This window comes from Arthrobacter sp. 01L42 (assembly GCF_056400005.1).
The window spans coordinates 76,006-89,214 of record NZ_JBFTSL010000010.1 but is presented as its reverse complement, the minus strand read 5'-3'; the positions used below and the strand labels follow the sequence as shown (position 1 = coordinate 89,214).

At 68.1% G+C, this 13,209-nt stretch carries 13 protein-coding genes; 3 read left to right on the top strand and 10 right to left on the bottom strand.

Going from position 1 to position 13,209, the window contains the following annotated elements; translation table 11 throughout:
• Positions 1 to 160 precede the first annotated feature (160 nt).
• Complete coding sequence (gene xseA, locus AC1DN2_RS10835; RefSeq protein WP_230009060.1) at positions 161 to 1,447, top strand: exodeoxyribonuclease VII large subunit; 1,287 nt, start codon at positions 161 to 163, stop codon at positions 1,445 to 1,447.
• Between the two features lie 124 nt (positions 1,448 to 1,571).
• On the top strand, positions 1,572 to 1,802 hold the full coding sequence (locus AC1DN2_RS10830) for an exodeoxyribonuclease VII small subunit (protein WP_476850329.1): 231 nt from the start codon (positions 1,572 to 1,574) through the stop codon (positions 1,800 to 1,802).
• A gap of 36 nt (positions 1,803 to 1,838) precedes the next feature.
• On the opposite strand, the gene AC1DN2_RS10825 is transcribed toward AC1DN2_RS10830, so the two are convergent.
• From AC1DN2_RS10825 to AC1DN2_RS10785, 9 genes are all read right to left on the bottom strand, one after another.
• On the bottom strand, positions 1,839 to 2,693 hold the full coding sequence (locus tag AC1DN2_RS10825) for a polyphosphate kinase 2 family protein (protein ID WP_476850328.1): 855 nt from the start codon (positions 2,691 to 2,693) through the stop codon (positions 1,839 to 1,841).
• A gap of 70 nt (positions 2,694 to 2,763) precedes the next feature.
• Positions 2,764 to 3,984 (bottom strand): pyridoxal phosphate-dependent aminotransferase, encoded by a 1,221-nt coding sequence (locus AC1DN2_RS10820; RefSeq protein ID WP_079550274.1) that lies wholly within the window; start codon positions 3,982 to 3,984, stop codon positions 2,764 to 2,766.
• A gap of 131 nt (positions 3,985 to 4,115) precedes the next feature.
• Positions 4,116 to 5,081, bottom strand: a complete 966-nt coding sequence (locus tag AC1DN2_RS10815; RefSeq protein ID WP_223913874.1) for an ABC transporter substrate-binding protein — start codon at positions 5,079 to 5,081, stop codon at positions 4,116 to 4,118.
• Positions 5,078 to 5,824, bottom strand: coding sequence for an ABC transporter permease (locus AC1DN2_RS10810; RefSeq protein ID WP_476850327.1), 747 nt, complete (start codon positions 5,822 to 5,824; stop codon positions 5,078 to 5,080). Before AC1DN2_RS10810 ends, AC1DN2_RS10815 begins: the two co-directional genes overlap by 4 nt.
• On the bottom strand, positions 5,821 to 6,561 hold the full coding sequence (locus tag AC1DN2_RS10805) for an ABC transporter permease (protein ID WP_476850326.1): 741 nt from the start codon (positions 6,559 to 6,561) through the stop codon (positions 5,821 to 5,823). The genes AC1DN2_RS10810 and AC1DN2_RS10805 overlap by 4 nt, the downstream gene beginning before the upstream one ends.
• Positions 6,561 to 7,664 carry an ABC transporter ATP-binding protein gene (locus AC1DN2_RS10800; protein WP_476850325.1) on the bottom strand — a complete coding sequence of 368 codons (1,104 nt, stop codon included), beginning with the start codon at positions 7,662 to 7,664 and terminating at the stop codon, positions 6,561 to 6,563. The genes AC1DN2_RS10805 and AC1DN2_RS10800 overlap by 1 nt, the downstream gene beginning before the upstream one ends.
• 227 nt (positions 7,665 to 7,891) lie before the next feature.
• Complete coding sequence (gene rsgA / locus AC1DN2_RS10795; RefSeq protein ID WP_476850324.1) at positions 7,892 to 9,058, bottom strand: ribosome small subunit-dependent GTPase A; 1,167 nt, start codon at positions 9,056 to 9,058, stop codon at positions 7,892 to 7,894.
• 340 nt (positions 9,059 to 9,398) lie between these two features.
• Entirely contained in the window at positions 9,399 to 9,854 is a 456-nt protein-coding gene (locus AC1DN2_RS10790) for an NUDIX hydrolase (protein WP_028275721.1), read from the bottom strand.
• A 34-nt stretch (positions 9,855 to 9,888) separates the two neighbouring features.
• The gene (locus AC1DN2_RS10785; RefSeq protein WP_476850370.1) at positions 9,889 to 10,827 is read right to left on the bottom strand and encodes an N-acetylglucosamine kinase; all 939 of its coding nucleotides are present in this window, start codon (positions 10,825 to 10,827) and stop codon (positions 9,889 to 9,891) included.
• A 51-nt stretch (positions 10,828 to 10,878) separates the two neighbouring features.
• On the opposite strand from AC1DN2_RS10785, the gene AC1DN2_RS10780 reads away from it, so the two are divergent.
• Entirely contained in the window at positions 10,879 to 11,949 is a 1,071-nt protein-coding gene (locus AC1DN2_RS10780) for a nitronate monooxygenase (protein WP_476850323.1), read from the top strand.
• Positions 11,950 to 12,130: 181 nt separating this feature from the next.
• Here the strand turns inward: AC1DN2_RS10780 and AC1DN2_RS10775 are convergent, their stop codons facing one another.
• Entirely contained in the window at positions 12,131 to 13,153 is a 1,023-nt protein-coding gene (locus AC1DN2_RS10775; RefSeq protein WP_476850322.1) for a LysR family transcriptional regulator, read from the bottom strand.
• Positions 13,154 to 13,209: the final 56 nt, after the last annotated feature.

Sequence of the window (13,209 nt, the reverse complement as noted above, 5' to 3'; positions counted from 1 at the left end):
TTGACAGAGACAACTTCCGGCTGCCGGCCGGCCCACCCGCCGGGGAGCGGGCCGCCGGCAGTCCCGGTGTAAGGACATGCAGTAAACGGCACGCAGCAAAGGACACGCACACATATGCACAAGGCACTCCACCAGGCACTCCCGGCCATGGAGCCCACGCATGCCTGAGGACGCGGCGGCGGCCACCACGCTACCGGCCACCGCGGCCCAAACCAGTCCGGACAACCCCTGGCCGCTGCAGTTGCTGTCCCAGAAGCTCAAGATGCATATCGACCGCGCGCCCTCGGCATGGGTTGAGGGGCAGGTAATCGAACTCAACCGGCGTGGCAGCAACGCCTACCTGACCCTGCGGGACATCGACGCCGAAATCTCGCTGCCGGCATCGGTCTGGACCACAGTGCTGGACCGCCAGGCCGCCCCGCTGGAACGCGGTTCCCGGGTTGTAGCCCTGATCAAGGCCGAATTTTGGCTCAAGACGGGCCGGCTGAACATGTCTGTGAAGGACATCCGGCCCGTGGGCCTCGGCGACCTCCTGGCCAGGATCGAGCGGCTGCGCCAGGCCCTCGCCGCCGAAGGACTCTTTGCCGATTCGCGCAAAAAGCGGCTTCCACTGCTCCCGCACCGGATCGGCCTGATCACCGGCCGCGACTCTGACGCCAAGAAGGATGTACTGCGCAATGCCGCCCTGCGCTGGCCGGCCGTCGAATTCGAGATCCGCGAAGTAGCGGTCCAGGGGAACACCGCCGTAGCCCAGATGATCGCGGCCTTGCGGGAACTCGACGCCCACCCCGTGGTCGACGTCATCGTCATCGCCCGCGGCGGGGGCGCCCTCGAGGACCTGTTGCCGTTCAGCAGCGAGGAACTCATCCGAGCCGTCGCGGACGCGTCCACCCCCGTGGTGAGCGCGATCGGGCACGAAGCGGACCGGCCTATCCTCGATGACGTCGCAGACCTCAGGGCATCAACGCCCACCGACGCCGCGAAGAGGATAGTTCCCGACGTCGCCGAGGAGCTTGTCAGGGTCCGGCAGGCACGGGACCAGCTCCGTCGCGGGGTCACCCGGCTCGTTGAACGCGAGGGCGACCGGCTGGCCTCCCTGCGTTCGCGCCCCGTGCTGCTCTCCCCCGACGTCATGATCAGCCAGCGCCACGAGGACGTCGAACGGCTCAAGGTCCGCTCGCACTCGGCGATCAGCGCCGCCGTCGTGCGGGCAGCGGACCAACTGGTCCACCTCAAGGCGCAGGTGCGCGCACTCTCGCCGCAAAAGACACTGGATCGCGGCTACGCGGTGGTCCAGCTCGCCGGCGACGGAAACGCCCCCGCGGCGCACCGGGACGTTGTGCGCCATCCGTCCCAGGTGCCCGCCGGCACGGACCTCACGGTTCGGGTGGCCGGCGGCCGGTTCACGGCCCAATCCACCGGCGGCCAGGAACCGGCCGAGGAATAACCCCGGCGGACGGACGTGCCCACACGGCCACCCGTCAGCGCCCCGAACAGGCACCACCGTCAGCACCACAGACAGCGTCACCGCGTCACCGCGGCACAAACCGCGACAATCAAGGAGCACCCACATGGCAGCAGAACCCAACCCGAACGCCGACATCGAGGCCCTCAGCTACGAGGACGCCCGCGAGCAGCTGGTCGCCGTGGTGGGCAAGCTGGAGGCCGGCGGCGCAAGCCTGGAGGAATCGCTTGCGCTGTGGGAACGCGGCGAAGCGCTGGCCAAGCGCTGCGAACAGTGGCTGGAAGGCGCCCGCAAGCGGCTCGCCGCGGCCCGGGACCAGGCCGCGGACAAGAGCTAGGCACCGGCACGCCGCGGCGTGCCGGTTCCCTCCGTATTAGGAGCGCTCGACCAGATCCCGTTCCAGATCGACGTCGAACTCCGGATCCGGCCACTGCAGCTTCAGCCCTTCCAGGGCGTCCAGCATCAGCTGCTGCACCGCGATGCGGGCGTACCACTTCTTGTTGGCCGGCACGACGTACCAGGGCGCGATGTCAGTGGCCGTCTTCTCGAACGCCTCCTGGTACGCATCCATGTAGTCGTTCCAGAAGGCGCGCTCCTTGAGGTCGGTGCTGCTGTACTTCCACACCTTGGTTTCGTCATCCAGCCTGGCGAGCAGCCGGTCCTTCTGCTCGTCCCGGCTGATGTTGAGCATGACCTTGACCACCGTGGTCCCGGCTGCCGCCTGCCTTGCCTCGAATTCGTTGATGGCCTTGTAGCGCCGCTCCAGTTCCTCGGGACTTGCCCAGCGGTGGACCCGGTGAATCAGGACGTCCTCGTAATGCGAGCGGTCAAAGACGCCCACCATGCCGGCCCCCGGCACTGCCTTCTCGATCCGCCAGAGGAAATCGTAGGATTTCTCCTCCGGGGTCGGCGCCTTGAAGGACTTGAGCTGGACACCCTGCGGGTCCATCTGGCCCATGACATGGTTGACGATCCCGCCCTTGCCTGCGGTATCCATCGCCTGCAGGACCAGCAGGATGCGCTTGGTGCCGCCGAACCGGGATTCGGCGAAAAGCTGCTCCTGCAGGGTGGTCAGCTTGCCATCGAGCTCTGCCAGGAGCGCCTCGCCGTCGGATTTCCCGCCCGGGTAGCCCGGGGTGGAGTCCGGGTCGCAGTCCTTCAGCTTGAATTTTTTTCCGACCAGCAGCGTCTCGGCGGGGTGCCGCTCGAACATCACAGCATCTGTCATGGAAAGCCTCTTTCCAGTTTCGTGCAGCCGCTGCGCGGGCGAGTCCCCGAGCTCCGCTGCTGACCGAAGCCTAGTTCCCCTTATACCGGCTCAGGAAGTCCGCCATGCGGTTGATTGCTTCCTCGAGGTCCTTGACGTTCGGCAGCGTCACCATCCGGAAGTGGTCCGGCCGGACCCAGTTGAACGCCCTTCCGTGGGACAGCAGGATCTTCTGCTCGCGGAGCAGGTCCAGGACAAATTTCTCGTCGTCGCGGATGTGGTAGACCTCGGGGTCCAGCTTCGGGAACAGATACATGGCCCCGCGCGCCTGCTGCGTGCTGACGCCCGGGATGGCGTTGAGCATGTCATAGGCCTTGTTCCGCTGTTCCAGGAGGCGCCCGCCGGGCAGGATGAGGTCGTTGATGCTCTGGTAGCCGCCGAGGGCGGTCTGGATGGCGTGCTGGGCCGGCACATTGGCGCAGAGGCGCATGTTGGCCAGCAGGTTGATGCCCTCGAGGTAGTCCGCGGCGGCCTTTTTCGGCCCGGAGATGGCCATCCAGCCGGCCCGGAAGCCGCAGACCCTGTAGGCCTTGGAGAGCCCGCTGAAGGTCAGGCACAGGACATCGTCGCCGGTGAGCGAGGCGAGGTTTACGTGTACCGCGTCTTCGTAGAGGATCTTCTCGTAGATTTCGTCGGCGAAGAGCACCAGGCCGTGTTTCTCCGCGAGGGCAACGATCTTCTTCAGCGTCGCCTTCGGGTACACCGCACCTGTCGGGTTGTTCGGGTTGATGACCACGATGCCCTTGGTGCGCGGCGTGATCTTCGCTTCCATGTCCTCGAGGTCGGGCTGCCAGCCGGATTCTTCGTCGCAGAGGTAGTGCACGGGCTTCCCGCCGGCCAGGGCAACCGAGGCCGTCCACAGCGGGTAGTCCGGGGTGGGGATGAGGACCTCATCGCCGTCGTCGAGCAGGGCCATGAGCGACATTGTGATCAGTTCGCTGACGCCGTTGCCGAGGTAGATGTCATCCACGTGGATGTTCTGGATCCCGCGGGTCTGGTAGTACTGCGAGACGGCGGTGCGGGCCGAAAAAATGCCGCGCGAGTCGCTGTAGCCCTGGGCATGCGGCAGGTGGCGGATCATGTCCACCAGGATCGCGTCCGGCGCTTCAAACCCGAACGGGGCCGGGTTTCCGATGTTCAGTTTGAGGATGCGATGACCCTCCGCCTCCATCTGCTGGGCGGCCTGAAGAATCGGTCCACGGATGTCGTAAAGGACATTATGAAGCTTGGTGGACTGCTTGAATTCTGCCATTCATCAAATATGCCATATGGAGGATGTACTTCCGCTGAGACATGACTCACACACGGGCGCCGCAGTAACAACAACGACGCCGGTGCCCGGGCTGTAAGCCCGGACACCGGCGTCGCAGGGTCGCCAGTGGCCTACTGCTGGGCGAGGCCCTTTTCCTTCAGCCACGCGTCGGCGGCATCTTTCGGGTTCTGCTTCTGGCTGCCGCTCACGGCACGGTTGAGGTTGATGAGGTCTTCCGTGGTGAGGACCTTGGACACCGCGTTGAGCGTTTCCTTTGCCTTGTCCGTCATCTTGGCCGAGTTGTACAGCGGCAGCACCTGCTGGGCGATGAAGTTGTTCTTCGGATCCTCCAGCACCACGAGGTCGTTGTCCGGGATGGACGGGGTGGTGGTGTAGATGTCCGCGACCTGGACCTGGTCCGAGAGCAGCGCCTTGAGCGTGACGGCGCCGCCGCCGTCGCTGAACGGCTCGAGTTTCTTGGGCACACAGTTGTAGTTCTTCGCCAGGCCCGGCAGGCCGTAGGCGCGCTCGGCGAAGGTCGCCGGGGCGCCGATGACGAGATCGCCGCAGACCTTCGCCATGTCTTCGATGGACTTCAGCTGGTGCTTCTCGGCCGTGGCCTTGGTGACCACCATGGCGTCCTTGTCCTCAGCCTTGGAGGCATCGAGCACGGCCAGGCCCTGCGGGAGCTTGGTCGGGAGTGCCTTCGCGATGTCTTCGGCGGAGACCTCGGTGGCGTCCTTGTTTACATACAGCAGCAGGTTGCCGCTGTAGTCGGGAACAACGTCCACCGAGCCGTCCTGGACTGCTTTGATGTAGACCTCGCGCGAGCCGATGTTCGGCTTGGTGCTGGCGGTGACGCCCGCGGCGTTCAGGGCACCGGCGTAGACCTCGGCCAGGATCTGGCTCTCGGGGAAATCAGCCGACCCGATCACCAGGGCACCGCCGGAACCGGAGGCGGCACCGCTGCTGGCCGGGGCCGAGCTCAGCGGGTTTGATGAGCCTCCGCAGGCGGACAGGGCCATGGCCAGGCCGACGCCGACGGCCAGGCCGCCGAATGCGCGCCGGCCAAGGCCTCGTTGGCGGGATTCCTTCATGACGTACCTCCTTGAACAACAGTCTCCGCGATCACGGGGTCTGTGAGATCAACCGCAGCCTGCTGGCTGCGGTTCGGCTTGGATGAGGCGCCCCGTGACAGGAACAGCCTCTGAATAAGGGCAAGGATAAGGTCGACGCTGATGGCAAGGGCGGCGATCAGCAGCGAGCCTCCCAGCATTTGCGGGAAGTCGGAGAGCACGAGCCCGTCGAACAGGTAACGGCCCAGGCCGCCCAGGTTGATGTAGGCGACCACGGAAACGGTGGCGATCACCTGGAGCACCCCGGTCCGGAACCCGCCGTACATCACCGGCAGCGCGTTCGGGAATTCCGCCCGGAACAGGACCTGCCACTCGGTCATGCCCATGGCGCGGGCGGCATCCACCACGTTGCGGTCGACGCTGGAGATTCCGGCGTAGGTGCCGGCGAGCAGCGGCGGCACGGTCAGGATCACGAGAGCCCAGATCGGCGGCATCAGCCCGATGCCGGCGAGCAGGACGAAAAAGGTGAGCAAGCCGAGGGTGGGCAGGGCGCGCAGCGCGCCCGCGACTGACACGATCGCAACCCGCCCGCGGCCGGTATGCCCGACGAACAGGCCGATCGGGACGGCGATGGCGATGGCGATCACCATCACCAGGCCCGTGTAGAACAGGTGTTCGGCCAGGCGCACCGGGATTCCGGCGCTGCCGGACCAGTTCTCCGGGTCGCTGAGCCAGGCAAAGGTGTCCGTGACGACGTTATTCACGCGTTTCCCCCTCCGGTCTTGGGACGCGAAAACCGCATCGCCGCCGCGGCGGGGCCAGTCCTGTCCGGGCCCGCGCCCGAACCGGTGCCGCCACCCGTGGCCGCCGCGGCCCGGGTCCAGGGCGTCAGCAGCCGTTCAAGCAGCACCAGGACGGCGTCCATCAGCAGCGCCAGGAGAAGGATGGCGATGATGCCCACCACCACTTCGGTGACGAAGTCACGCTGGAGGCCGGAGGTGAAGAGCATTCCGAGGTTGCCGATGCCGAGCAGTGCCGCGACGCTGACCAGCGAGATATTGCTGACCGAGACCACGCGCAGCCCGGCGAACAGCACCGGCAAGGACAGCGGCAGGTCGATCTGCATGAAGCGGGCGAAGGGTTTGAACCCCATGGCGACGGCGGCCTGCCGCAGGTCCTCGTCCACCGAGTCGAAGGCATCCAGCGTGGCGCGCACCAGCAGGGCGATGGCGTAGATGGTCAGGGCCACCACCACGTTGACCGGATCCAGGATCCGGGTTCCGAGGATGGTCGGCAGGATGATGAAAAGCGCCAGCGAGGGGATCGTGTACAGCAGCGAGGACCCGGTGAGCACCAAGGACCGGAGCGCGCGGCTCTGCCGGGCGAGCTGGGCCAGCGGAACGGCTATGAGGACCCCGAACACCATCGGCAGGATGGCCAGGATGAGGTGCTGGCCGGCGAGGCTGAAGACTTCGGCCCTGTTGGCCAGGAACCACTCCATCAGAGCCCTCCGTGCCGGACGTTGCGGTCTGACTCGATGACGGCGAGGACTTCGGCGGCTCCGATTACTCCGGCCACCCGGCCGTCGTCGTCCACGGCGACGCCGAGGCCCGAGGGTGAGGACAGGGCCGCGTCCAGTGCCCGGCGGAGCGTGTCCCCCTTCCGGAACAGGGAGCCTCCGGGAACCATCGCCGGGGCGGTTCCGGTGGCGCTGCGGGGCCCGGCCCAGCCCAGGGGCCGGAGAGCGTCGTCGACCACCAGCTGCCATTCATCGGAGCTGCCCTCAGCCCTGAGCTGATCGGGCGTGAGAGTGGGGACGGGGTGGATGGTGACACCGTCCGAGGGGCTGAACGCAAGGTGCCGGAACCCGCGGTCACGGCCCACGAAGGAGGCCACGAACTCGTTCGCCGGGGCCCGCAGGATCTCCGCCGGCGCGGCGTACTGCGCCAGCTTGCCGCCGACGGCAAACACGGCCACTTTGTCGCCCAGGACGGTGGCCTCGTCGATGTCGTGGGTGACGAAGACGATCGTCTTGGCCAGGTCATGCTGGAGCCGGAGGAGCTCCTTCTGGAGTTCGTCGCGGACCACCGGGTCCACGGCGCTGAAGGGCTCGTCCATGAGCAGCACCGGAGGATCGGCCGCGAGTGCCCGGGCCACGCCCACGCGCTGCTGCTGTCCGCCCGAGAGCTGGGACGGGTACCGCTTGCCGAGCGAGGAGGCCAGCCCGACGACGTCGAGCAGTTCCTGGGCGCGCTTGCGGGCGTCGGCTTTGGACACGCCGTTAAGCCGGGGAACGGTGGCGATGTTGTCCAGCACGGAGCGGTGCGGCATCAACCCGGAGGACTGCATGACGTAGCCCATGGACCGCCGCAGCTGCGCGGCAGGGACTGAAGTGACATCGGCCCCGTCCACGGTGATGACGCCGGACGTGGGCTCCACCATGCGGTTGATCATCCGCAGGGACGTGGTCTTACCGCAGCCGGAGGGTCCGACGAAGACAGTGATGGCGCCCTTATCGATGGACATGGTCAGCCCGTCAACGGCGGCCTGACCGCCCTGGTACTGCTTGGTGACGTTCTGGAACTCGATCATGGCTTCGGCCATTTCCGGGCTTACCTAACTGTTGGCGGCAACATTGGTCGGGCCAGCGCACGGTTTCGTCAGTGTGCTGGCCATAAAGCAGTTAGCTCATAGACTAACCAGCACCCCGGACTATGTCAGCGGCGCGGGGCTCCCGTAAGGCTTCGGAAGCACAACGATTTTGGATGGGTGGCGCGCCGGAAATCGTTCCGGCGCGCCACCGCGGCCCTTGTCTCACCCGGCGGTGTGCTTCAGCGGGGCCGCCGCGCACCCTTCGCGCCACTGGTGTTTCTGCTATTTCCGTCCTGGCGGCTCTTTCCGCCGCCGTGCGCGTTCTCGTGGTTGTCCCGTTCGGCTGACCGCTGGCTCTTGCCCGCTACGACGATCTTCTGGTGCCATTCCCGCTGGTAGGCGCGCCGCGCGGCCGCGTCGTGGCGGCGCGCCAGGGCGGCGAGTTCGCGTTGCAGCTTCAGGTAGCTGGCCCACCGGCGGTCCTCCAGTACGCCGTCGGCGAGCGCGGCCTGCACAGCACAGCCGGGTTCCCGGCCGTGCGCGCAGTCCGAGAAGCGGCAGTGCTCGAAGAGCTCTTCGAGGTCGCCGAACATCTCCTCCATTCCTCCCTCGGCGTCGAAGACCCCGAAGCCGCGCACCCCCGGCGTGTCCATCAGGACGGCGCCGCCGGGCAGGGGAACGAGCGCGCGGGACGTGGTGGTGTGCCTGCCCTTGCCGTCGCCCGCCCGCACTGCCCCCGTCTCCTGGGCCCGGACGCCGGCGAGGGCATTGACGAGCGTGGATTTTCCGGCGCCAGAGGGCCCCAGCAGCACCAGCGTGCCGCCGGGCGGCAGATGGCCCAGCACTTCGTCGAGGCCATCGCCGTTCTCGGCAGAGGTGGTGACGACGTCTACGCCGGCTGCCTGGCGCACGACCGTCGCCACGACGTCGTCCGCGAGGTCCGCGATGTCCGCCTTCGTGATGATCACGAGCGGTGTGGCACCGGAGTCCCACGCCGCAACCAGGGTCCGTTCGAGCCGGTTGTGCGTGAGCGGACGATCCACGGGAACGACGATCCCGACGACGTCCATGTTGGCGCCAAGGACCTGCGCCTCGGACGAGGCCTCGAAGGCACGCTTGCGGCTCAGCTCCGAGTGGCGGGGCAGGATGCCCACGATGGCGGGTTCCCCCGCCGCGTTCGGACCCAGCCAGACCCAGTCCCCGGTGGCGGGAAGCTCCCCGCCGCGCGGGTAGGGCAGGTGGGCGGTTCCGCCGCCCTCGGCCACCAGGACGAGGTTGCGGTCCACCCGGATGACGCGGCCAGGGCGGTCGCCGCCCGGCACCGGCTGGGCCGCGAACCGCTCGGCGACGCCGGCCGTGTAGCCGTAGAGGACAGGACCCTCGGGGCCAGCCTCGTCGGAGGGCACGGCCGTATGAGGCACAGATGAATGAGGTTCGGATGAATTGGTAATGAGGGCGCTGCCGGCGCCCCGGGATGCAGGATAAATGGTCAACGAAAACCCTTTGGTGGGGCCCCGTGGTGCGGCGCATTGCGGGCTGCGGCGGTTTGGATGCCGCGCGCGGAGACTAGCGCTCGATGGCTAGGCTGCGCCGTGGGACGGGGCAGGAGTAATGACATGGCTTGTATCGGTGCGCTGCGCGCTCAGAAATATCGCATTCATTGCTTCCACCTCCCCGTCGATTGCCGGTCTGCTGCGGCCGGCGGTTTCTACAGGATAGCGATGGTGCCCGTGCCTGGCCAGCGGTTTAGCCGGAAAGTTTTCCGTTCAGCGGCCGCTCACGGTACAGACGCAGCCCGGCATCCACGAGCGAGACCCGGTTTAGCTGCGCCACCTCATCCAGTGGAATCCAGGCCGCGTGGGTGGTGCTGCCGTTCACTTCGTGACGCAGTTCCCCGCCCGTGATCGTCGCCTCGTAGACCAGCCGGAGCGACTGGAAGTCCCGTACGCCGCCGTCGAGCCGGACTTCGGACGGCCAGTGCCCGACGTCGATCCCCAGCATGGCGCCGACCTCGGCGTCGTAACCGGTTTCCTCGTGAATCTCGCGTCGGCACCCGTCCACCGGGTGTTCGGCCAGGTCCAGGCCGCCGCCGGGCAGCGTCCAGCCCTCGCGGCCGTCCTGCTTCCAGTACGCCAGGAGGATCCCGGCATCGCGGATGATTACGGCGTAGGCGGCGGGCCGGGTGTCGAATTGCATGCTCATCCCCCCAGCGTAGTGGCCGGAGGATTGCCTCCGTCTACTCCTGTTCCGCCACCAGCTGCAGCACCCCGAACACCGGCTCCTGCGCCAGGACCCGGACATCGGTGATCCCCGCGGCGGCCAGTGCCGTGCGGAACGACTCCTGGAGCCCCGGCACGTTCATGCCGAGTCCGCCGCCCAGGATGACGGGGCCCTCGATGCCGAGCTGCCGGACGGTCTGCGCGGCGAGGTCGGCGAGGTCGCGCCCGGCCTGCTCCATGAGGGCCCGGCTCGGCGCATGCCCGGCGTCTGCAGCCTCCACCACGAGACGGGCCTGCTGGGCCCAGAACCGGCGCCCGGTCTCGGGCGAGTGGAACATGGCGATCAGCTTGTTCGGGTCATCCACCCCGCAGGATGCCAGCAGGGCAGTGGAGAGTTCGTCGGGTTCCAGCCCCTGGTTCATCCGGCGCAGGCTGTGGCGGACTGCCTCCCGGCCCAGCCAGTAGCCGCTGCCCTCGTCGCCGAGCAGGTAGCCCCAGCCCCCGGCCCGTGCTTCCTCGCCGCGGCCGTTCTTGCCCCACGCGGCCGATCCGGTGCCGGCTATGACGGCGACGCCGGTGCTGGCGCCGCCTGCGGCAAGCAGCAGCCGGGAGTCGTGGACCACCGTGATCCGGGCACCGGGCACGTGCGGGGCAATCAGTGCCGCGAGCGCCGCGGCGTCGTCATCGGTGTCGATGCCGCCGGCTCCGGCGTAGACCTCGGCGACGTCTCCCCCGCCGATCCTGGCGAAGAGTTCCGCGAGGTTGAAGGCGGCTTCCTCGGGGCTGACGTTCTGGACATTGGAGCTGCCCACCGATTCATCGGCAACGGGCGCGCCGTCCTCGAACCTGACGCCCCGGGTTTTGGTGCCGCCGATGTCCAGTCCGATCACGGCACCTGTCCTCGCCGTGGCAGATGGCGTGGTGGAAGATGGAACGGAGTCCGCCGCCGGCGGCATATCAGTGTTAGTCACTGCAACAGGTTACTGAATCGCTGCAAGGAGCCCGCAATGCCCCACGATCTTTTCGGCACACCCGTCATCGCGGCGCCCATGGCCGGCGGCACCTCCACACCGGCCTTCGTCGAGGCCGTACACCGGGCTGGCGGGCTGGGCTTCCTCGCGGCCGGCTACAAGAGCATGGCGGCCATGCAGGCGGAAATCCGCACCATCCGGGAGTCCGGCGCCCGGTTCGGCATGAATGTGTTTGTCCCGGATCCGGCCCAGCTGCCGCCCTCCGCGGCGGTGCTGGCGGAACTCGAGGATTACCGGCAGCAGCTGCGCCCCGACGCCCGGCGCTACGGCGTCGAGCTTCCGCAGTTGCGGCTCGACGACGACGACGAATGGCAGGGAAAGATCGATGCCCTGCTCTCAGAGCCCGTGGAGCTGGTCAGTTTCGCCTTCGGGCTGCCCGGCCCGGACGTCGTTCGGGCCCTGCAGCGGGCGGGGTCGGCGGTGCTGGCCACTGTCACTACCGCGGCCGAGGCCGTGCAGGCGGCAGGGCAAGGCGTGGACGCCCTCGTCGTGCAGCACGCGAGCGCCGGCGGACACAGCGCGACGTTCCTTCCGGCCCCGGAGCCGCAACCGGCTGACGCGGCGGAGCCGGGCGGCACAACGGCGCAGCCGGGCGGCACGACGGCGGAGCTGCTCGCCGAGGTGCGGTCCGTCGTCGACCTTCCGCTGGTGGCTGCGGGCGGCATCATGGATGCGGCCGGGCTGGACGCCGTGCTGCGTGCCGGGGCCGTCGCAGCCCAGCTCGGCACCGCGTTTCTCCGCACTGACCAAAGCGGCGCCAAGCAGCTGCACAAGGATGCCCTGGCCGATCCGCACTTCACCCGAACCCGGCTGACGCGCGCCTTCACCGGCCGGCAGGCCCGGGCTCTGGAGAACGAATTCGTCCGCGACCACCCCGAGGCGCCGGAGGCCTACCCTGCCGTCCACCACCTCACGGCGCCCCTGCGGGCCGCGGCCACCGCAGCCGGCGACGCGGAACGCCTGAACCTGTGGGCGGGCACGGGCTGGCAGAAGGCACAAGCCGGACCCGTGGCCGGCGTCGTGCGAGGGCTGCTCGCCGGCCGCTGACCGCCGCCGACCCCCCGCCGACCCCCACCATCGGAATCCGGCCGGACCTGGCCGAACTCCGAAGTCGCCGGAAACGTGCCAAACCGCCGTCACCTTACGGCGACCTCGGCGCCAACCGGCGACCTGAGCGTTCCGGCCTGAGCGGACCGGCTCCGGCTCGGCCTCAGCGCACCGGCCCGGCTCAGCCTGCCGAGCGTTCGCGCACGAAGCCTGCCAGGAGCGCCGGACCGTCGCGGAGCACGAATTCGCGGAACAAGCGCACGGGATCGGACTCGGCATCGGCCACGGCATTCCGCGAAACCGGCTCCCGCCAAGCGAGGCCGATCTCACGGAACGCCAGGACTGAATCCAGGGGAATCTCCACCCAGCCCGGTCCGCCGTCGTCGGCTTCGGTGCCCCGCGACGGGTGGTGGCTCTTTTGTGCGGCTCTGCCGGGTGCGGAGCCGCCGGGCGGCAGAATGCTGACGCCGAGCCCGGCCGAGACGAGGCCGCGGACGGTGTGCGAGTCCTGGCTCTCGAAGGCAATGCGCGGGCGGAACCCCGCCTCCCGGAACAAAGCGTCGGTCAGCGAGCGCATGCCGTAGCCGGACCCCATCGCCACGAAGGGCTCCTGCCGGATCTCGGCAACCTTGGCCCGACGGCGGCCGGCCAGGGCATGCCGGTGGTGGACCACCAGGCGCAACGGTTCGCGGTACAGCGCGGCCGAACCGATTCGCTTGCTGGGTGTGGCAACGGGTGCCGTGAGCGCCACGTCGGCGGAGCCCGCGGCCAGTTCCGCGAGGCAGCCGTCCCGTGCACCCTGGCTGAGGTCAAAAGCAGTCTGCGGGTGCCTGCTCCGGAACGCACTGATGAGCAGCGGCAGCATTGCCTCGCCGAAGGTGTGCTGGAACGACACGGCGATCCGCCCGCGGACCACCTCCGACTCGTGCCTGAAGCTGTCCAGCCCCGTCTGGAATTCGGCCAGGGCAGCCTCGATGTGGGGCATGAGCGCCTTCGCCGCGGGCGTCAAACGCACGCCCCGGCCGTCCCGGATCAGCAGCTCCGTCCCCACGATGGCACTGGCCCGCGCAATGGCACGGCTCACGGTCGACTGCGGCAGGCCCAGGAGCTCGGCCGTCTCGGTAATGTGCTCCGTCCGCCCCAGTTCCGCCAGCATCGGCAGCAGGGGCAGCAGCTGCACGAGCTGCCTGTGTTCGACGTCCATGTTCCCCTCCAGCACACTGATCCATATTTGCTATCTATTCTATGGAAATCATGCAT

What these genes read in the sequence shown, in the direction of transcription:
- AC1DN2_RS10785 (WP_476850370.1), bottom strand. Translation starts at nt 10,827, where the DNA reads ATGCCGCCGGCGGCGGACTCCGTTCCATCTTCCACCACGCCATCTGCC.
- AC1DN2_RS10830 (WP_476850329.1), top strand. Translation starts at nt 1,572, where the DNA reads ATGGCAGCAGAACCCAACCCGAACGCCGACATCGAGGCCCTCAGCTAC.
- AC1DN2_RS10780 (WP_476850323.1), top strand. Translation starts at nt 10,879, where the DNA reads ATGCCCCACGATCTTTTCGGCACACCCGTCATCGCGGCGCCCATGGCC.
- AC1DN2_RS10800 (WP_476850325.1), bottom strand. Translation starts at nt 7,664, where the DNA reads ATGGCCGAAGCCATGATCGAGTTCCAGAACGTCACCAAGCAGTACCAG.
- xseA (WP_230009060.1), top strand. Translation starts at nt 161, where the DNA reads ATGCCTGAGGACGCGGCGGCGGCCACCACGCTACCGGCCACCGCGGCC.
- AC1DN2_RS10805 (WP_476850326.1), bottom strand. Translation starts at nt 6,561, where the DNA reads ATGGAGTGGTTCCTGGCCAACAGGGCCGAAGTCTTCAGCCTCGCCGGC.
- AC1DN2_RS10775 (WP_476850322.1), bottom strand. Translation starts at nt 13,153, where the DNA reads ATGGACGTCGAACACAGGCAGCTCGTGCAGCTGCTGCCCCTGCTGCCG.
- AC1DN2_RS10825 (WP_476850328.1), bottom strand. Translation starts at nt 2,693, where the DNA reads ATGACAGATGCTGTGATGTTCGAGCGGCACCCCGCCGAGACGCTGCTG.
- AC1DN2_RS10820 (WP_079550274.1), bottom strand. Translation starts at nt 3,984, where the DNA reads ATGGCAGAATTCAAGCAGTCCACCAAGCTTCATAATGTCCTTTACGAC.
- AC1DN2_RS10815 (WP_223913874.1), bottom strand. Translation starts at nt 5,081, where the DNA reads ATGAAGGAATCCCGCCAACGAGGCCTTGGCCGGCGCGCATTCGGCGGC.
- AC1DN2_RS10790 (WP_028275721.1), bottom strand. Translation starts at nt 9,854, where the DNA reads ATGAGCATGCAATTCGACACCCGGCCCGCCGCCTACGCCGTAATCATC.